At 56.1% G+C, this 19729-nt stretch carries 16 protein-coding genes; 5 read left to right on the top strand and 11 right to left on the bottom strand.

What is annotated here, in order from left to right:
* Positions 1–10 precede the first annotated feature (10 nt).
* The 3 genes from dnaN to PKC29_05375 form a co-directional block, all read right to left on the bottom strand.
* Positions 11–1111, bottom strand: coding sequence for a DNA polymerase III subunit beta (gene dnaN, locus PKC29_05385; protein ID HML94843.1), 1101 nt, complete (start codon positions 1109–1111; stop codon positions 11–13).
* Positions 1112–1341: 230 nt separating this feature from the next.
* The gene (dnaA, locus tag PKC29_05380; GenBank protein HML94842.1) at positions 1342–2847 is read right to left on the bottom strand and encodes a chromosomal replication initiator protein DnaA; all 1506 of its coding nucleotides are present in this window, start codon (positions 2845–2847) and stop codon (positions 1342–1344) included.
* 334 nt (positions 2848–3181) lie between these two features.
* Positions 3182–4486: an MFS transporter gene (locus PKC29_05375; protein ID HML94841.1), complete on the bottom strand. Its 1305-nt coding sequence runs from the start codon at positions 4484–4486 to the stop codon at positions 3182–3184.
* Between the two features lie 98 nt (positions 4487–4584).
* On the opposite strand from PKC29_05375, the gene PKC29_05370 reads away from it, so the two are divergent.
* Both PKC29_05370 and PKC29_05365 read left to right on the top strand, forming a co-directional pair.
* Positions 4585–4755 (top strand): hypothetical protein, encoded by a 171-nt coding sequence (locus PKC29_05370; protein HML94840.1) that lies wholly within the window; start codon positions 4585–4587, stop codon positions 4753–4755.
* Positions 4756–4949: 194 nt separating this feature from the next.
* A complete protein-coding gene (locus PKC29_05365) occupies positions 4950–5438 on the top strand; it encodes a ferritin (protein ID HML94839.1) in 489 nt (162 codons plus the stop codon).
* Positions 5439–5555: 117 nt separating this feature from the next.
* Here the strand turns inward: PKC29_05365 and PKC29_05360 are convergent, their stop codons facing one another.
* Positions 5556–6527: an alpha/beta fold hydrolase gene (locus tag PKC29_05360; GenBank protein ID HML94838.1), complete on the bottom strand. Its 972-nt coding sequence runs from the start codon at positions 6525–6527 to the stop codon at positions 5556–5558.
* A 308-nt stretch (positions 6528–6835) separates the two neighbouring features.
* On the opposite strand from PKC29_05360, the gene PKC29_05355 reads away from it, so the two are divergent.
* On the top strand, positions 6836–8773 hold the full coding sequence (locus PKC29_05355; GenBank protein HML94837.1) for a sigma 54-interacting transcriptional regulator: 1938 nt from the start codon (positions 6836–6838) through the stop codon (positions 8771–8773).
* A gap of 54 nt (positions 8774–8827) precedes the next feature.
* Here the strand turns inward: PKC29_05355 and PKC29_05350 are convergent, their stop codons facing one another.
* Positions 8828–9616 (bottom strand): methyltransferase domain-containing protein, encoded by a 789-nt coding sequence (locus PKC29_05350; protein ID HML94836.1) that lies wholly within the window; start codon positions 9614–9616, stop codon positions 8828–8830.
* Between the two features lie 358 nt (positions 9617–9974).
* Here PKC29_05350 and PKC29_05345 point away from each other — a divergent pair, with 358 nt between their 5' ends.
* Positions 9975–10556, top strand: a complete 582-nt coding sequence (locus PKC29_05345; protein ID HML94835.1) for an OsmC family protein — start codon at positions 9975–9977, stop codon at positions 10554–10556.
* Between the two features lie 90 nt (positions 10557–10646).
* Here PKC29_05345 and PKC29_05340 read toward each other — a convergent pair whose 3' ends face one another.
* The 6 genes from PKC29_05340 to PKC29_05315 all read right to left on the bottom strand — a co-directional run bounded on the left by PKC29_05340 (position 10647) and on the right by PKC29_05315 (position 18318).
* On the bottom strand, positions 10647–11132 hold the full coding sequence (locus tag PKC29_05340; GenBank protein HML94834.1) for a cupin domain-containing protein: 486 nt from the start codon (positions 11130–11132) through the stop codon (positions 10647–10649).
* Between the two features lie 104 nt (positions 11133–11236).
* Positions 11237–12115, bottom strand: a complete 879-nt coding sequence (locus PKC29_05335; protein HML94833.1) for an alpha/beta hydrolase — start codon at positions 12113–12115, stop codon at positions 11237–11239.
* Positions 12116–12224: 109 nt separating this feature from the next.
* Positions 12225–13829, bottom strand: a complete 1605-nt coding sequence (locus PKC29_05330; GenBank protein HML94832.1) for a porin — start codon at positions 13827–13829, stop codon at positions 12225–12227.
* Positions 13830–13840: 11 nt separating this feature from the next.
* Positions 13841–15247, bottom strand: coding sequence for a di-heme oxidoredictase family protein (locus PKC29_05325; GenBank protein HML94831.1), 1407 nt, complete (start codon positions 15245–15247; stop codon positions 13841–13843).
* 84 nt (positions 15248–15331) lie between these two features.
* Entirely contained in the window at positions 15332–16414 is a 1083-nt protein-coding gene (locus tag PKC29_05320; protein ID HML94830.1) for an imelysin family protein, read from the bottom strand.
* A 380-nt stretch (positions 16415–16794) separates the two neighbouring features.
* Positions 16795–18318: a YifB family Mg chelatase-like AAA ATPase gene (locus tag PKC29_05315; protein HML94829.1), complete on the bottom strand. Its 1524-nt coding sequence runs from the start codon at positions 18316–18318 to the stop codon at positions 16795–16797.
* A 142-nt stretch (positions 18319–18460) separates the two neighbouring features.
* On the opposite strand from PKC29_05315, the gene PKC29_05310 reads away from it, so the two are divergent.
* Positions 18461–19636 carry a tetratricopeptide repeat protein gene (locus PKC29_05310; protein ID HML94828.1) on the top strand — a complete coding sequence of 392 codons (1176 nt, stop codon included), beginning with the start codon at positions 18461–18463 and terminating at the stop codon, positions 19634–19636.
* Positions 19637–19729 lie beyond the last annotated feature (93 nt).

Below are 19729 nucleotides of genomic sequence, written 5' to 3'. Positions count from 1 at the left end.
CGCGCCTCTATCAGACCCTCATCGGCATTATGACGGAGAGGTATACCTCTTCGCCCTCGGGCCTCAACACGGCAGGGCTGAGCTCGTCTATAAGGCCCATCTGAACCCTTTCCTCGGTCACTACCTCGAGGACGTCCATGAGATACCTCGAATTAAAACCGAGCTCCATGGGCTCGCCTGAATACTCGACCGCTATCTTTTCCTTCGCCTCGCCTACTTCGGGCGAGACCGATATGAGCGTCATCCCGTCCTTGTCTATTACGAACTTAACGCTCCGGGTCTTTTCGGAAGAGAGAATCGACACGCGCTTCAGGGCGCTCAGAAATTCCCCTTTCTTGAGCGTGAGCGTAGCCTTCGTCACCTCGGGCGTCACCTGCTTATAGTCCGGGAAGTCGGCGTCTATGAGCCTCGCCACGAGGACTATATCCTCTCCCTCGGCCATGAAGAAGCTGTCCCCGACGCCTATCCTAACCTTATCCGTAAGCTTGAGCACCTTTCTAAGCTCGGCCACGCCCTTCTTGGGAACCACAAACCCCTTCTCAAACTTAACCCTGCTGTCTATGTTCTTTTCGACGAGGGAAAGCCTGTGTCCGTCCGTCGCCACCAGCCGGAGGCTCTTGCTCCCCGCCTCCTCGAAATATATGCCGGCGAGATTACGCCTGAGCTCGTCGGGCGAAACCGCGAATATGGTCTTCGAAATCATCTCCTCCAAAAGGGAGCTTTCGACAGAGAAGAGATGGTCCGAGTGAAGCTCGGGTATTATCGGAAAATCGTCGCTCGGAAGACCCGCTATCTTGAAGACCGCGGAAGACGTCCTTATTTCTATCCAGTGGTTGCCTATCTCCTCGACCTCTATGTCCCCGCCTTCGAGCTCCTTTATGATCTCGTAGAGCTTTCTCGCGGGCACTGCCAGTGCGCCCTCCTTCAAAACCTCGGCCGGCGACCACGTGCTCATGGTCGTTTCGAGGTCGGTCGCGGAAATCCCTATCCTGTTTTTCGCGACGTTAAGCAAAACGTGCGATAGTACAGGCATGGTGGCCCGTCTCTCGGAAATGCCCTGGATGAGACCGAGCTTTACTGCAAAGTCTTCTACCCGAGTCTTGAATTTCATGGTCTCTGCTCCTGCTATTTTTTAAAACATTATTCTATATTCTCAGCAGTAGTAATAGTAGGCCCTGTGAGAATGTGAAAATGTATCCCATCCGGCTAGAAACACAAGATTTTTGGTGTTTGTAACCCTGTTGATTAAAAAGACTGGTTATCAACATTCATCCACAGGAACGGTGTAAAAACGCAAAACCGGTTTTTATCCACAATTTCATTCACAGGCCTTTCCACCGCTTATCCGCCGGTAAGGCCCTCTATTCTTCTGCAAAGCGCCTTCACCGCATTTTCGAGCGCAGGGTCTTTCCCGAGGGTGCCCTCGATTTTCTTGACGGCGTGTATTACGGTCGAGTGATCCTTTCCGCCGAACTTCTCGCCTATCTCGGGATAGGAAGCCCCGGTGTATCTCCTGGCGAGGTACATGGCTATCTGCCTCGGGACGGAGATGTTCTTCTGCTTCTTCGCTGATTTTAAATCCTGCACCCTGAGGCCGTGGTAGCCGGCGACTTCCTTTTGTATGCTCTCTATGCTGAGGAATTTTCTATCGTGCTGCTTTAGGATGTTTTTAAGGACGTCCTTTGCGAGGTCGAGCGATATCTCTGTGTTAAGGAGCTTCGCGTGGGCCATGATGTTCGTGAGCGTCCCTTCGAGCTCGCGTATGTTGGAAGTCGTGTTCTGCGCCAGATAGAGGGCGACCTCGTCGGGAAGCGCCGTCCCCTCCGATTCGGCCTTGTTCTTTATAATCGCTATACGGGTTTCGGTCTCGGGCGGCTGTATGTCGGTGATGAGACCCCACTCGAACCTGGAGCGGAGCCTTTCCTCGAGATAGGACATGTCTTTGGGCGACTTGTCGCTCGAAAGGACTATCTGCTTTTTCGATTCGTAGAGCGTGTTGAAGGTGTGGAAAAACTCCTCCTGCGTGCTCTCCTTTCCGGCGATGAACTGTATGTCGTCTATGAGCAAAACGTCGCAGCCGAACCTGTAGCGGTTCCTAAACTCCTCCATCTTGTTCGACTTGATGCTGTTTATGACCTGGTTCGTGAAGTGCTCCGCCGATATGCAGCACACGCGCGCCATGTTGGAAGTGGACTTGATTATGTGATTCCCTATCGCGTTTATAAGGTGCGTCTTTCCGAGCCCCACTCCTCCGTATATGAAGAGGGGGTTGTAAGCCTCTCCGGGCTTCCTGGCGACCGCCGTAGACGCAGCGTGGGCGAACTGGTTACTCGGCCCTACTATAAACCTGTCGAACGTGTAATTCGGGTTGAGGACCCCGGTGAAGAGCTTTGAAGCCTTCGTCTCCTTTTCGGGCTTTTCCCTGTGCTCGTCCCTGTCCTTCTTTTCGTGAGCGGCCTGCGCCCTCTCGTGATCGGCGACCACGGAAACCTCGAGCCGCTTTCCGCACACCTCGTTTATCGTATCGCTTATGAAGTCGAGGTAGTGGTTGTTTATCCAGTCCCTGTCGAATTCGCTCCCGGCGGCGAGGGTTATGGATATCCCGGTTTCGGCGACGGGTTTTAGGGGGGCGAACCAGAAGAAGACCTGCGGGTTCGATTTCTTTTGTATCCTTTCGAGGACGCTTTCCCAAATCCCCGAGCCGGTGTTTTCGGCCGCTGTCTTCTGGTGGGATTTCCCCGGACGTATGGACTTGCTCATGAACTGCTCGAGCCCTTTTCCGTCGTCTTTTTGCCTGTTGAAGATCGTTCTCAGATTATGTTTAAGGGGCGTACGTTTAGTGGCCAATTGCTATCATTCCTCCATCTTGAAAAAGGCAATTTATCCACAATCCATCAACAGCCTGTGGACAAATCGTAGTGCTGGTTTGTATGTGAATTAAGCCCCACCCTAATCCGTACGGTACATCCTAACAGATGCCGAAAGACATTGTCAAGTTTATTTTTTTTATTCAGTTATTACAGCAACTTATACAAAAATGCTAAATCGACACGTGTATTTGCATCTTATTGCGGTAAGTGGCGCTTGCGTGTAGCTTTCCGGTGTGGATATTCTTGCCCGCGGGCGCAAGGGGTTGGAAGAAAAAGAGAATTTTCGCACCCCGGCGAATCTGTGGATATCTTTACGCCCCCGGAGTATCCGGATCTGTGGATACCTTCCCTTCCCGGGCCGCCCGTATTCCCTTCTCGACATCGACGCGCGAGAGCATCGCGGCCCCTATGACGAAGAAGGCTATCAGCGAGAAAATGCTCAGGCGGCTCGACCCCGTCGTCTGCGAGACGACGGCGAATACGAGGGGGCCGACGATACCCGCGAACTTCGAGCTCATGCCGTAAAATCCGAAGAACTCGGCCGTCTTGTCCCCGGGCAGCATAGAGCCGAACATGGAGCGGCTTAAGGCCTGTGTGCCTCCCTGAACCGTCCCCACGAGGAACGCGAGTATCCAGAAGTGAACGGCGTTCTCCATGAAGTAGCCGCCTATGGAGATCGCCGTATACACCGAGAGCCCGAGGAGGATCGAGTTCTTCGTGCCGATAATCCCCGCGAGCCGTCCGAAGGCGAAGGAGAACGGTATGCCGACGAACTGTGTCATGAGGAGGGCCCCGATGAGCGCCGTCTGGCTTATGCCTATCTCGGCCCCGTAAATCGTCGCCATCTTTATTATGGTCCCGATGCCGTCGTTATAGATCCAGAAGGCCGCCAGGAAGAGGGCGAGCTCCCTGTACCTCCTTAGCTCCCTGAAAGTCTCCGAAAGCCTTTTGAATCCTGCCGTCAGGGGGTTTACGCCCCGGGCGCCCTTCCGCCCGCCCGGGGGCTCCTTTACGTTAAGAATTAGCGGGATCGTAAAAACGGCCCACCAGAGAGATACGGTCAGGAACGATAGCCTCGTCGCCAGGAGCTTGTCCGACATGAGCTCGATCATGGCTATGTCGATAGCCAGAAGGATGCCGCCGCCGGTGTAGCCGAATATGTATCCCTTTATGGACACCCGGTCCATCTCCCCCGGCCTGGCCACGTAGGGCAGCATCGAGTTGTAGAAGACCTCGGAGACCGTAAAGCCTATGTTCCCGAAAATGAAAAAGAGAGAAGCCAGGAGCCAGTCCCCTGTTTTGATGAAGTAAAGAAGGGCGGTCGAAAATATTCCGAGTGCGGCGAATAGAAGGAGAAGACGCTTTTTCATGCCGGAGTAGTCGGCGATTGCGCCCACGACCGGGGAGAGTACGGCGGCTATGAAAAGGGTGATGACGGTGGTGTATCCCCAATAGGCGGTCGCGATGTGCCCTTCGAGGTTCGAGGCCGCGACCTGGCTGTAGTAAACCGGCAGGACGGCGGAGATAACGACGGTGGCGAAGGCGGAATACGCCCAGTCGTACATACACCAGCTGAGGGTTTCCCTCTTTTTGCCCTTCGCGTCGGCTTCGGTCATTTTTTTAGAGATTCTTCGGGCGGACAGTGGTGTCCCCTCGTCCCGATTTTGCGAGTATTATTATTGGAAATGACTCAAAATGGAAGGCGGGGACTTCATTGACCGCCATTGCCGTATTCCTGATTCTCTGGACCCCGGTCTCCTTTTTTGCGGCTTATTCCCTTCCCGAGTCTTTCGGTGCTCAGGGGAAGCTCGGCCTCGGAATCATTGTCTGGCTTATAGGCGGGCTCCTGGGCTTTTACTATCTCGTTGCCAGAAAATGGCGCTGAATACGCCGTATTTATTCAAAATTACAGTGTTTACAACACTTATATAGCATGAGGCCCCTGGAAGCTAAATTCTAATTGGTAATAATTTCCGCCTGATAATTACTTGTATTTAATTCCATTTTATGACATAATTTTAGTGACAAGGGCAGAGGCCGGAAGGTGCCCTGACACATCAACCATGCGAGGAGGCTATTATGCTGAGTAAAGAAATTCAGGATGCCCTGAACGATCAGATTAAAAACGAATATTTCGCTTCTTACACCTATCTTTCGATGGCGGCCCACTGCGAGTCGCAGAACCTGACGGGTTTTGCCAAGTGGCTGAGGAAACAGAGCCAGGAGGAGCTCCAGCACGCGATGAAGCTCTTCGATTACATCGTCGACAGGGACGGGCAGGTCGTACTCCAGGGCATCGAAAAGCCCCAGTCGAAGTTCAAGTCGCTCGTCGACATCTTCCAGCAGGCCCTCGATCACGAAAGAGAGGTCACAGGGATGATAAACAAGCTCTACGAGAAGGCCATAAGCGAGAACGACCACGCGACGGCAGTCGAGCTTCAGTGGTTCATACACGAGCAGGTAGAGGAAGAAAAGTCTGCCACCGAGATACTCGATAAATTAAAGCTGGCCGGTGACAACAGCTCGGCAATCCTCCTTCTCGATTCCCAGCTCGGCCAGAGGCACTGAAGTACGGCGGCCAACGAGCGGCCCGATTGATTATAAAAAGCTCCTTTCCGCGCGGGGCGGGAAGATTTCCCACGCCCGCGCGGATTCCTTGAATTCCACATCCGGTCTATATCCGGCTCAGCCGCGGCATTCGGGCGTTATAATCTCGCCGGGCCAGTCTTCAGCTATCTTTCCTGACTTTAGCCATTCCAGCGGAATGCGCCAGAGCTTCTCTTCGAACTTGCCACTGAAAAACGGAAAATGTCCGATCGAAGGCTCGCCTATCGACCCGGGCGGGATCCTGAGATGTGTCCGCCGGCTGCCGGTGTAGTAGGAGAGCAGGCGTTCCACCGCCGGTATGGTCCCGAACTCGTCGTCCGAGACGCTTACGGCTAAGGTAGGGGCGGTGACGGCTTCAAACCTGTCGAGGAATACTCGTTTGTCCGGATAGCGCGCCGCCCAGCTCCCGCCGGGGACATCTTCGAAGCGCGGCCGGCTGCGCGCCCAGTCCCTCACTATACTCCTGGGCGTGTCTTCGAGCCATCCGAGCCTCTTTCCGGGAAAGTAGCCGAAGAGGAGCGTCAGGAGCGGCATGGCGACGTGCCATTTGGCGAACATTCCCGCCCTCTTGCCGGGCGCATAGTCCCGCCAATAGGCGTATTGCGCTCCCATGGTGAAGATCCTCCGGACGAGACGGCTCGATTCCGCAAAGCCGATGAGGAACCCGCCTACGCTGTGTGCCGCGACGTCTATAGGCCGGCCGGGGAACGTGTCCCGAGCGAATCTTATGACGGCGTCGAAGTCGCGCTCTCCCCAGTCTATCCATCCGGCGTCGAATCCCCTGAGTGTGGCCGGCCGGGATACACCTATGCCGCGGTAGTCGTAAGTTATCACGTCGAAGCCGTTCCTGAACAGGAACGAGGCGAAGCGGGAATAGTATCTGCACCTGACCGAATTCGCCGCGTTTATTATGACGACGGGCCTGTCCGCAGAATCGGGCCCGGGGCTCCGCCACATGGAGCCCCTTATCGTAAAGCCGTCGCCCGCGAGTATGGAGATCGTCTCGGGCTCGCCCGCCTTTCGGTTTTCTTTCAGCTCAGCTCTTGGCATGGAATCGGTCGTCATTGGGATTACCTCGGCATATGGCTATGTATACGGCCCGCGCGGTATCGGTATTAAAAATATAGTTTCCGGGAAAACCGGATTATTCAACAGCGGGGCTTTTCCTCGTGAAATAAGATGCACCCGGGCTTCTCATGGATGCCTGTTTTGTGAGATACGCATACTTCTCGCCCTGATCGTTTTGTCCTGATACTCTTTACAGTTAAATCACTCCTTTTGAAATGATATATGGTTGCTTTTATTATATTCGCGGGACCCGTATGAGCTCTGTATAAACTCAGAAACGAGGTAGACGAATGCGGCGAAAGATCGAGCACGGCCAGCACGCGATGGACGAAGAAAAAGCCCTCAGGCTCATAGTGGAAGGCACAGCCGCCGAGACGGGCGAGGGGTTCTTCAAAGCGCTGGTCCGGAATCTTGCCGCCGTGCTCGGCACAAGGGGCGCGTGGGTGACGGAGTATCTCCCCGAGGCCGGGCGCCTGAGCTCTCTTGCCTTCCGCCTGGACGACGGCTGGGTGGACGAGTACGAATACCGTGTATCCGGCACCCCGTGCGAGCTCGTAGTGGAGAGAAAGACCATCTTCCGCATCGAAGACAATGTGGTCAATCTCTTCCCCGACGACCCGGACCTCGGCCCGATGGGTGCTGTGAGCTACATGGGCGTACCACTTCTCGATCCTAAGGGGGACGTGCTCGGTCATCTGGCGGTCCTCGATTCAAAACCCATGCCCGAGGAATCCCGCGTCGAAGCGATTTTCAGGATATTCGCGGCGCGCGCTTCGGCCGAGCTACAGAGACTCCGCGCCGAGACGGGCGTACGCGAGAGGGAGGAAAAGCTGACCCGCCTCGTGGACAGCGCCATGGACGCCATCATCGAGCTCGACAACATGCTCGAAGTCAGCATGTTGAACCCCGCTGCCGAGGGTGTGTTCGGGACCGGGATATCCGAGTGCAGGCGAAAGAGCTTCCTCGACTTCCTCTCCGGAGAAAGCGCGGCCAGGCTGAGGGGAATTATTTCCGAGCTCGCCGTGCTCCCGGAGGGAAGGCGGTTTCTATGGGTCGCGGGAGGGCTGTCGGCCAGGCGTTCGGACGGAAGAGTTTTCACGGCCGAAGCCACGGTTTCCCAGTTCGAGATGAAAAAGAAAAGGTTCTACACCGTGATTCTCCGGAATATAGAGGAAAGGCTCGAAGCCGAAAGGCGTATAAAAGCCCTCTCCGAGAAGGCCGATTATCTTAACGAAGAGATTAACTCGCTCAGAAACTTCGGCGAGATCGCGGGCAACTCCCCCGCCCTGAGCGAAGTAATAAACAACATAGCGAGGGTGGCCAGGACTGATGCAACGGTGCTGATAACGGGCGAGACGGGAACGGGCAAGGAGCTCATAGCCAGGGCCGTGCACGCCGAGAGTTTAAGGAGCGACTCGCCGCTCATAAGGGTCAACTGCGCTGCCATACCGGGCGGGCTTATAGAAAGCGAATTCTTCGGGCACGAGAAGGGCGCTTTCACGGGCGCCACTGGAAAGAGAGAGGGGAGGTTCTCGCTCGCTGACGGCGGGACGATTTTCCTCGACGAGATAGGTGAGCTCCAGCTCGACCTCCAGTCAAAGCTCCTCCGCGTGCTCCAGGAAGGCGAATTCGAACCTGTCGGGAGCTCCGAGATCCGGAGGGTGGACGTGCGCGTTATAGCGGCCACCAACAGGGATCTCATGCGTATGGTGAAGGAGGGGAAATTCCGTGAAGACCTCTACTACAGGCTGAACGTGTTTCCGCTCGACATACCTCCGCTCAGGGAGCGGAACGGGGATGTAATAACGCTCGCGGCCATTTTTTCAGAGAGGTTTGCGCGCAAGATCGGGGTGACCGTGAAGCCTCTTACAGGGGAGCAGATAGAGAGGCTCACGTCATACGACTGGCCCGGCAACGTGCGCGAGCTTCAGAACGTGATGGAGCGCGCCGTAATTACCTCCCGAGCGGGTGAGCTCAACCTGGACAGCGCGCTCCCGGCGGGTTCTATAAGGACTACCCGGACGGCCCCGGCTCCCGAGGCCGACGGAGACAGGCGCATCCTCACGCATAAGGAGCTCCTCGATCTCGAAAGGAGCAACATAGTCGCGGCGCTCGAAAAATCGGGCTGGCGCGTTTCGGGCGAAAAGGGGGCCGCGATGCTCCTCGGGGTGCCTTCGACCACTCTCGGCTCGCGGATAAAAGCCCTCGGAATAAAGCGCGGGGGATAGTCCCTACGTCACGCTCTTTGCCCGGTCGTCCGTTCTTCCTTATATATAGGGATCTCAGGGCTTTTTCGCAAAGAAATTGATCCCCTGGACGTAAAGGTCCTTCGAAACCTTCACCTCCGCCGACGTGTTTTTAAAGCAGTCGAAGTACTCCGTCACCCGGCAGTCCGTAAAGCCGCAGGCCCCGGCGATTTCGGGCAGCTCTTTTTCGGTAAGCGCCCCAGCTATACAGGCCGCCCACAGGTCCGGGTTTTCCCTCGCTTCGGGCTTCAGCTCCCTCTGCACCACCACGTCGCCCAGGAATAGCCTTCCTCCGGGCCTCAGCACGCGGTGGATTTCACGAAACACTATTTCCTTGTCCGGGGCGAGGTTCACGACGCCGTTCGATATAACGACGTCTACGCTCTCGTCCTCCACCGGCAGCTCTTCGAAAACGCCTTCCCGTATATCCACGTAATGCGACATCCCGGCTTTACGTGCGGCGGCTACGGCGCAGTCGCGCATCGCCTTCGTCATATCTACGCCTATCGCCTTTCCCCCGGGGCCGACGCGCTTTGCCGCCAGCAGGAGATCCATGCCGGCCCCGCACGCATGATCGAGAACAGTTTCCCCCGGCGCGATCTTACCTATTCTGTGGGGATTGGCCACGCCAGCAAAACTGGCCGTGCTCTCTTCCGGGAGCGCCATCAGCTCTTCCATATCGTATTTGAGATACCCCGACGCATACACGGGCCCCCTGTGAAAATGGAACTCGCCGCGAGGCTCACGGGCGACCCTGTCGTAGGTCTCGTAAACCCTTTCTCTCAGATACTCCGTGTCGAATCCTGCCGGACATCTTATCGCCATCTTGCTTACCTCCATTTTTGATTTCGGGAACCGAATCCCGCTCTGTTTGGATGAAGTATGGCAACCTCCGTGCCGAATTTGAGGAAATTTTCAATAGTTCAATCTCCACGGCGGGTTAGGTTTCGGAGGAGGCGGGCGAGACGCCCCCGTGGTTACGGATGTTCGCGAGATATCGTCAGGACGATCCGCGAAGTCTCGTAAATTACGAAATCCCGTAATATCGCCGAACATAGGAGGGTATTGTTAACTCATTGAAATAATTACATATTCCATTGCCGAAGCAGATTGGCATGCCCCTTGCACTTTTGTTTCAACAGTTCTTGACACACAACAAAATCTAAATAAGGAGGTAAGTAAAATGTCAGAACTGGCAAAGGACACCACAGAAGACAAGGTTTTGAACGGGGTCAACGTCGACGGAATATTTCGTGCTATAGCCCTTATGAGCTGCGACGCGGGGGCCGCGAAGTTCCAGTTCCGAAACAGGAATCAGTGGATTACCGGAGGGCTCAACAGGTCCTTCGTCGACGGCTTCTACGGTGCGTGTAACGAGCACACGAGGGAAGCGCCGTTCGTTCTCGATAACGACGAGCCGCCGGTCCTTCTCGGGGAGGACAGGGGGCCGAACCCTGTCGAGCAGGTTCTCCACGGGCTTGCGGGATGCATCACGACGACGCTCGTCTACCACGCCGCTGCAAAGGGCATAAGGATCGACGAGATGGAGACGAGCTTCGAGGGGGACCTCGATCTCAGGGGCCTTCTCGGAATTCCAGGGGCGAAGCGTAACGGCTACGAGGAGATAAGGATAAAGGTGAGGATAAGGGCCGACGGCGCCACGAAGGAGGAGATAGACGAGCTCGTAAAGCTGGCGGAGAGGCGCTCCCCGGTATTCGACATAGTGTCGAATCCGGTACCTGTGAAGGTAACGCTGGATCCCTGAGACGGTGTGCGCGTTACATCCCGGTCACGGCAGTGACGCAGGGGTGTAGCGCGCAGCCTCTTTTGCGAGTGGAAAATTTGCGCTTACGCTTTAGAGGCTCGGAAACGTGAGGCCGAACCGCTCGCATAAAGCGGGCACGCTGCCGAAGTCCATATCCAGCGAGTACTTTTTGTTTATCTCGGCGAACTTGCCGAGGTCGCCCCAGGCGGCGGCCACCTCGCGGAAATAGTTCTCGAACCCCGCCGGGGATATGACCTCGATTATAAGGCACGGCGTGTCGCCCGCGTTCCAGAACGTGTGCCACTGCCCGCGCGGCTTGAATACCCACGAGCCCCGGCCGGCGGTCACAACTTCGTCGCCCAGGAGTGCGCCGAGCGTGCCTTGGACGACGTACGAGTATTCGTCTTCGTTGTGATGATAGTGAAGAGGCGCTGCCAGCGCGCGGGGAGCAAGCGGGTGATGCACGACAGAAAACCTCTTCCCGGTCTCTTCACCTTCTATCTTCCAGTGTACGCCGAACCCGCCGAAGTCGAAGCTGTCGCCGCCGTCGGGCGGAATCGCCATTCTCTTGTTCATCGCATTTTCTCCTAGTCTACTCCGGGGCCGGATCGTGTCCGGTGCTTTAGGCAAATTACTTTTCAGGGCTCAAGGGTAACCGTGGAGAATACTTGCGGCAAGGTTCAGATCGACGATAAGAATTTAAGGAGCTCGTCCGTAACCTCTTCCGGTTTTTCTTCCGGAAGGAAGTGCCCGCAGTCGAGCGGCCCGCCCCTGACGTCAATGGCCTTCTCTCTCCACGTGGCGAGGACGTCGTATGTCCTGTGTACGAATCCCTTCCCGCCCCAGAGTACGAGCAGCGGGCATTCGATCCTCTTTTCGAAATCGGCCTCGTCGTGGACGAGGTCTATCGTCGCGGCAGCCCTGTAATCCTCGCAGCTCGCGTGTATCGCCTCGGGCGAGCCGAAGCACCGGACGTATTCCCTGACGGCCTCTTCGTCGAACACCGCGCCGGGCGCGCTCCATCTCCCGAGCTTCTCCCTTAGATAATATTCGGGGTCGCACCCTATCATCCTCTCGGGAAGGCCGTCCGGCTGAATGAGGAAGAACCAGTGGTAATATCCGGTGGCGAAATTCTTGTCGGCCGTTTTGAACATAGTATGCGTCGGCGCTATGTCCATCACGCATGCGGCTTTCACTCTGTCCGGATGGTCGAGCGCAAGCCTGTGCGTCACGCGTCCGCCCCTGTCGTGCCCTGCGACGAAGAATCTACCGAAGCCGAGCGCCTCCATGACCTCGACACAGTCCTCGGCCATGGCGCGCTTGGAGTACGTATGGTGGTCCGGCGTCGATTCGGGTTTCGAGCTGTCGCCGTAACCCCTGAGATCAATGCAGACGACGTGGAAATGTTTTGCGAGCTCGGGCGCGGTCAGGTGCCACATGACGTGCGTCTCGGGATAGCCGTGAAGGAGAAGCAAAGGCCTTCCCTCGCCCCCGTGGACGAGGTTTATCCCTGCGCCTGAGGTCTTGATGTAAGCCTTCCGGAATTTATCTCCGAACATCAGAGTTATTATAAGCGAAAGCCCCGCGTGTATACACCCCGTTTGGAAGGCCGGCTCCTTCCGCACGGGTAATCAGAAGCTGTGAGCACCGGCAATTCGTCTCGTAAAATCAGTAGACCCACCCGAAGGCGAGGTCTATCGTGCTTTCGTTGCTTATGTCGCTCGCGGCGATCATCCTGTAGCCGTAGTCGAGCTTTAGAAAGACTGCGTTTGCGAACGTATACGACAGCCCGCCCGTGAGCACTGTTCTTTCGTACCTCGGGTTGTCGAAGAGGTCGTTCCGCGGGTCGTACATCGTGTCGTAGTAATCGACCCTGAAGAAGGGCTCGAGACGGTGGAGATGATCGAGTCCGACGTATGTGTTTATGTTGTAGCCGAGCTCGGCCCATGCCGAAATCGCGTTGTCCGAAACGGCGGTCCTCGGTACGTCGAGGTTATTCGAAAGTCTCGCGTTCCTTTCCGAGATCTCGGCTGCGTCCCAGAGGTGCCCCCATACGAAGAGACCGCTTCCGCGCCATCTTCCGTAGTTGAATATGGCGTGAGCGTCGAGCAGCAGTATCGGAGCGTCCACGTTTGGAAGATCGTCCTTGGGCCTGTTGGCCGATGTGTCGAAGCCGTAGTAGGCCGACGTGCCAACGAGAAGCCCGTAGTCGAGGAACTTGTAATCGATCCTGCCCACCATCGCGAGCCCCGTCGCCTTTATGGTTTCGAATTTCCCCTGGTGTCCGCCGCGTATCCAGTTAAGCGACCCGAAGCCCGTCGAGTCAAGCCCGTTTACAACCTGGAACGTGAGATTGAGGCTGTCTGTCGCGTAATACTGGAAGCTTGCGCCCATCTCGTCCCATACGGCCGGTATGACCATCGTCTCGGATTCGGGTCTTCTAGCTGCCAGGTAATCCGTAGGCTTGCTCAGGAACGACATGAGTCCGAACGCAAGGTAAAAACGCCCGGCCTTGAGTTTCCCCCAATCGCTGAATTTTTTATAGAGGTAGAGCTCTTCGACGTACACCTCTCCGCCCTTTTCGATCTCCTGCTCGTATTCGCCGAATTCCTCGTACTCGATTTCGAATGTAGAGCCCGTGCCGCCGTGCTCGAACTCTATCTCCGCCTCGAAGCCGAGCCCCGCGAACATCTCGCCCTCGAGCTCGAGAACGAACCGTGTCATGTCGAATTCGAGCCTGTTGTCGTCGCCCGATCCGCCGGGCCGCGTCTGGTCCGGGCCGTAACCGTACCAGGAGAAGAGAATGTCGGCGTATCCCCCCCAGGTGAGTTGGAACGGCCCTTCGTCGACGAGCTTCTTATAGGGTTTTTCGCCCTTGTTCACCATCTCGAAGAAATCTTCCTCGCCGGCGTCGCGCTCTTCTTCCTCGGCCGCTTTCAGGGTTTCTTCCTCCGTGGCTTCTCCCGGCGCTACCGGTGCCGCAGGCGCGGCAGGCGCGGCAGGCTTGCCGGGCGCGCCTTCTTCCACCATGACAGGCTTCTGGCCCGAGAGATCGTCAACCTTCTTTTCGAGCGCCTTTATTTTTTCTGCGTTCTCTTTTTTGAGCTGTTCGATCTCCTCCACTCTCCGCGCGTTGTCGAGCTGGAGCTGCCTTATCATTTCCTTGAGCTCCTGCATTTCGGTACTGCTGGGCTGGGCCTGAGAGTAGGCGAAATCGCCGCCCGGCAGAAGTATCGCCAAGGCGATAAAGAGTTGGAGAATAAACTTTTTCATCTTCACGTTCCTCAAAGTGCGTTCAAGAATTTGATGAGCTTTTCACGCTCTGTTTTATTTAGGTTCATAAAGCGTTCTTTGGCGTTGCGCGCCTCGCCGTCGTGCCAGAGTATCGCCTCTTCGAGCGTCCTTGCACGCCCGTCGTGGAGAAAGTTCTGTACGCCCGAGACAGTTCTCGTGAGTCCTATAGCCCAGAGCGGCGCAGTCCGCCATTCCGTCCCGGTTGCTTCGTGGTCCGGCCTGTGATCGGCGAGCCCCTCGCCCATGTCGTGCAGCAGCATGTCGGTGAAAGGCTGTATGAGCTGATCGCTTAGCTCGGGGAGCTCGTGCTGCCCCGTCCGCAGGACGGACCTGTGGCATTGCTCGCAGCCTATGTCGTTGAAGATGCGCTCTCCGGCGGGTACGTCGGTGTCGTCGGTGTCGAGCCTGAGCGGCACGGCGAGCGTCTGCGTGTAAAACGTCGTGAGCTTGACCGTCTCCTCGTCTATATCGGGCTCGGGGTCTTCACCCGGGAGGTCAGGGTTCGTAACCCCCATGTCCTCGGAATATGCTTTCACGGCCTGCTCACGCAGGCTGTGCGAGCTCGCTTTATGCCCGAATCTCCCCAGCTCGAAGTTGGATGTAACGGTGTCCCAGACCATGTTCGGCCGCCCGGAAATCCCGTCGCCGTCTGCATCGTCGGGGTCCGCCCTTTCGAGAATGGTTTCTTCCGATACGGCTTCGAGAAGGCCGAGACCGATTACGGGCGGCGGCAGCCGTAAGGATCTTTCTATATAATCCGGCAGCGGCTCGCCGTTCGAGAGGATCACTTCGACTATGGGCCGCCTGAGACTATACGGCGTCCCGTCGGGGTAGGCGCCGGGGACTTCCTCCCAGTCGAGGAAGACCTCGCCCTCGGGTGTAAATCCGAAGGTTGCGTGATCCTGTATCTGCTCGCCGAGGCCTTCGACGGGGCGGTTACCGCCCGGGACGAGCGGCGTTCCTCCGGGGTCGGAAACCCTGATGAGCCCGTGGCTCCTGAGGCCCGTGTTGCCGAACACGGGCTGCCCCCTTCCGTTTTTCACGTGGCAAGACTCGCACGACACGTTGTTGAAAAGCGGGCCGAGTCCCGGATTTCTCGGCGCGGGAGGCGTCACGAATATGTCGCCGAACGTCACGTCGCCGTTTAAATGCTTGATCAAGGACTCCTCCGACAGATTCGCTGCGGGCACCTCGAATGCAAAAGAAGTGCGGTTATAGACACTCGTATCGCCGCCTGCCCTTACAGGCCCGGCAGTCGGCTCAGGCTCCGGTGACGTATCCGACGAATCGCCCTCCCCGCAAGACGCCAGAAAAAACACCGGGCAGAGTGCACAAAGAACAAAAGCATAAAAGAGCCGGCGGAAAACTCCCGGCTCGGACTCACCCGTTTTACACATGTTCCCCTCACCTTAAAAGAAATATGTATGCACCTGCTCCGAGCCGCTTGGGGATGGCTCGGGGCGGGCGCTCTATTTGCGGATTTACTGCCTTATGACAGGTAATACTTCCCCGTTAAGGGTGTTGAATGCTTTTATGCAGGCTTCCTGCGCCGCTACTATATCGTCGGTCGCATTGGGATCGAGAATCGCATCGCGGAACGGCTGCGGGATCGCGAGTATCGCGTCTATCGCATCGTTTATCTCGTTTTCCACCCTCGCCGCGAGATCGGGATCCGTCTCGGCTACGAGCTCGTCGAGGCCGGTGCCGTTAATGCCCAGCAGCGGCTGGTCGCCGGTGTAAGAGTAAAGAACTCCCCTTATGTCGTCCGCGAAGTCGGCCCTCGAGTTGAAGCTGAACTGGCTTTCGACGGCTTCGACGTCCTGGTTGTCAAAGGGCTCGGCGATTTTTCCGTTGGCGACCTCGTCCAGAATGATGGACATGCCTTCTATGATCTGTTCGAGCGCGCTCACCTGTGACGGGAAGACCGTATTGCTTCCGGCTGTCTTCATGACGTCGCCGAAGGGGTCGGGCCCCGCGGTCCAGTCGTTAAGAAGCTCAGTGGCCGTGATCTCGATGTCGGTAACGACGGCTATCAGGTATTCGAACTCCCTGTCGCCGAGCTGATCGATCGAGAACGCGAAAAGAAGATATTCGGCCGTGTGGAATCCCTTGAGGGTCGGGTCGAGGTTCCTGACGAATTCCGGGGTGAGGGCATCACCGCTCGCGAGGACTGCGTCGAGGTCCGTTCTATTGACCGGCCAGCTGTCGAGAGCCGGGTCGTGGCCCCTGAAGTCCACGGGTCCGAAGAGCCACGCCTCGCTCTGCTCCCACGGGATTCGGGCCGATATCCAAGCCGCCTTGGCGGCGTCGAGATTTTGCTGTGTCCTGTCTGCTTCGAGGGCTTCGCACGCCTCCCTGAGTGCTGTCGCCCTTTCCTGTAACAATCCGTAAGTTCCTACCACCACGCCGTCGACATAATCGTCGAGTATGTTCTGAATAAGCTGCTCATTTGGGTCCGGGCCCGGGCCTGGTCCGTCCGAGCTCGAGCTGCCGCCGTCACAGGCCGCCATGAATAGAAATGAAATTGAAAGAATAAGAGTCAAGACTTTCGCTCTTGTGTACATGCAATCCCTCCTTTATTCAAGCACAATTACGCCATTATATTAGTTTGATATTCAAAATCATGTTCATAATAATGAGGTATGAGAATTCTGTCAAGAAAAAAATCAATGATAATAAGTGATTGGCTGAGAGCGGATATTAGCTGGTAGTTATTAGCTTTACCAGTAACTGATTGTTTTATTTAATATAATGTAGTACTTATTCGATGCGTGTAACAGCAATAATAGGATTGAAATGAAAAAAGACGGGGCGAAAAAATTCTCGTTGGGGAGGGACGTTAGAGGGCGGTTTTTCAGGTTTTGACCCCTGTCCGGAGTTTTCGAGTGGGTTGCACAGAGGCCGGAGAGATGCAAACGGCGCCGTCGGGCGGCCTGATTTCGGCTCAGCCCCTGTCGAGCGAGCGGTATTGTATGGCTTCGGATATGTGATGGGCGAGGACGTTTTCCGACCCGTCGAGGTCGGCCACCGTGCGGGAGACCTTGAGTATCCTGTCGTACGCGCGCGCGCTTAACCCGAGCCTGTCTATCGCGGCCTGGAGTAGGCTCGCGCCCTTGTCGTCGGGCTTCGAATATTTCCTCACCATCGAGGGCGACATCTGGGAATTCGAATGGATTCTGGATCTTTTAAAGCGCGCCTTTTGTATCTCGCGCGCGGCGTTGACGCGGCTTTTTATATCGGCCGAGGTTTCTCCCCTCGTATCCTCGATAAGCTCCCTGTACCTTACCGGCGGGACTTCGACGTGTATGTCTATCCTGTCGAGAAGGGGGCCGGATACCTTCGCCCTGTACTTGTGTATCTGCATCGGGCTGCAGCTGCATTCCTTTAGCGGGTCGCCGTGATAGCCGCAGGGGCATGGGTTCATGGCGGCCACCAGCATCATGCGCGCGGGATACGTTATCGAGGTTATGGCCCTCGATATTGTGACGACGCCGTCTTCGAGAGGCTGCCTCAAGACTTCGAGGACGTTTTTCCTGAATTCCGGGAGCTCGTCCAAAAAGAGCACACCGTTGTGCGCGAGGCTCACCTCTCCCGGCTTCGGAACCGCACCGCCCCCTATGAGTCCGGCGTCGCTTATCGTATGGTGAGGGGGCCTGAAGGGCCTCGTCGCATATAGCGAAGAGTGGTCGGGAAGGAGTCCGGAAACGGAGTAAATTTTCGTCGTTTCGAGCGCCTCGTCGAAGCTCATGTCGGGGAGGATCGTAGGAAGCCTCCTCGCGAGCATGGTCTTCCCCGAGCCGGGGGAGCCGATCATGAGGACGTTGTGCCCCCCGCTCGCCGCGACTTCGAGGGCGCGCTTTACATGCTCCTGTCCCTTCACTTCGTGAAAGTCGATGTCATAGCTCCTGGCCGCGGTGAAAACGGAATCTACGTCGATTACAGTAGGCTCAATAACCCTTTTTCCCGCGAGGAACTCGACGGTGTCCTGGAGCGTTTCCACCGCCAGGACTTCTATTCCGTCGACGACCGCGGCCTCCTCGGCGTTTTCCCTCGGGAGGATTATTCCCTTGAGTCCCGTGTCTCGCGCGCGTATCGAGCTCGGCAGCGCCCCCTTTACGGGCTTTACTCTCCCGTCGAGAGAGAGCTCGCCGAGTATGACGTAGTCTTGAAGAAGGTCCTGCTCTATGAGGCCGGTCGCGGAGAGTATCCCGAGCGATATAGGAAGGTCGAAGGCCGAACCCTCCTTTCTTATGTCGGCCGGGGCGAGGTTTACCGTGATCCTCCTCGCCGGGAACTCGTATCCGCAGTTCTTTATGGCCGCCCTTACCCTTTCCTTACTTTCCTTGACCGCGCCTTCAGGCAGGCCGACCGTGTTGAATTGCGGAACGCCGAACGCGAGATCGACTTCGACTTCAACGATATATGCGTCTACTCCGAGGACGGCGCTTGAAAGGATTTTGGAAATCATAATAACGGGCTAATTATAACCTTTAATTATTTATAAATGGTAGGAGCCGGGATGAAAAACGCAGCAGCAGCCGGAATTATGTGGGAGAGGGGCTCAAGGCCGAATGTCTTTTGCCGTTTCGAGGGACGGATGCCGCGGTTAAATGATTAAACGCTATGATGCCGGCGAAAAGCAATTAAAATGTATTCGCATGAGAAGACCCGAGATTGTTCTGATGCTTCTGGCCTTGATACTCATTCCCCTTGCCGCCCGGGCCGATAAGGCCCAGGATTTTATCGAGGCCGGGATTACAAAAGCCGAGTCGGGAAATTTAAAGGGGGCCGTTGCGGATTTTACCAAGGCCATAGAGGTTGACCCGGATTCGGCCCGGGCATACTACAGCAGGGCCCTGACCAGGGGTAAGATGGGTGATCTACAAGGCGCGCTGGCTGATTTTGACGTGTCCATCGAGCTCAATTCCGAAAACTCATTGGCATATAATAACCGCGGAAATATCAAAGGCGACCTGGGAGATACGGCAGGTGCGATCGAGGATTACGATGAGGCGATAAGGCTCGATCCCGCTTTTGCCATGGCGTACAACAACAGGGGAACCGCTAAATCGAAGCTGGGTGACAAAAAAAGCGCGATAGCCGACTATACCAAGGCGATAGAGCTCAAGCCGAATCTCGAAATGGCTTACAACAACCGTGGGAACGCAAGATTGGCAAGCGGCGACACAAAAGGGGCGCTCGAGGATTTTAATAAAGCGATAGAGCTCAACCCGAAATTCATCACCGGCTACTTTAACAGGGCGAACATTAAGGAACAGGCGGGCGACTACGAAGGCGCACTGGCGGATTACACGAAAGCGATCGAAATTGATCCCAGGTATGCCGACTCGTTCATCAACCGTGGTTACGCCAAAACCAATATGAAAGACTACGAGGGAGCGCTCAAGGATTTCAATAAAGCGATAGAGCTCCAGCCCAAATCGGCGATAGCTTATTACAATGTTGGGCTTACCTACTATAAAATGGGTAAATACCGGGATGCTGTGGCGAACTATGATAAAGCGATAGAGTGGGACCCGAGGTTTGCGCAGGCCTACGAGAGCAGGGGGACGAGCAAGGCTCTCCTCGAGGATTATAAAGGAGCATTGTCCGATTTCACCAGGGCCATCGACCTCGATCCTGAAAATCCAAAGCCATATTACGGCAGCGCCTTTGCCAGGATTATATTGGGCAATACGGAATCAGGCTGTAAAGACGCCAAAAAATCATTCAACATGGGGTATTCCAGGGCAGAGGAATTATTGACCAAATACTGTCAGAAATAGAGGATGCTGTGGACTCCTTATCTGGCAGCGCCCCGGATATTATAGTAAGGTTAGGGAGCTAGTACCGCGCTTGGCGCTCGCAGCTGTTCCTGT

Source organism: Thermodesulfobacteriota bacterium, from assembly GCA_035325995.1.
GTDB lineage: Bacteria > Desulfobacterota_D > UBA1144 > Nemesobacterales > UBA2774 > JADLGH01.
The sequence above is the reverse complement of the archived record's forward strand: the minus strand, read 5'-3'. Positions and strand labels throughout refer to the sequence as shown.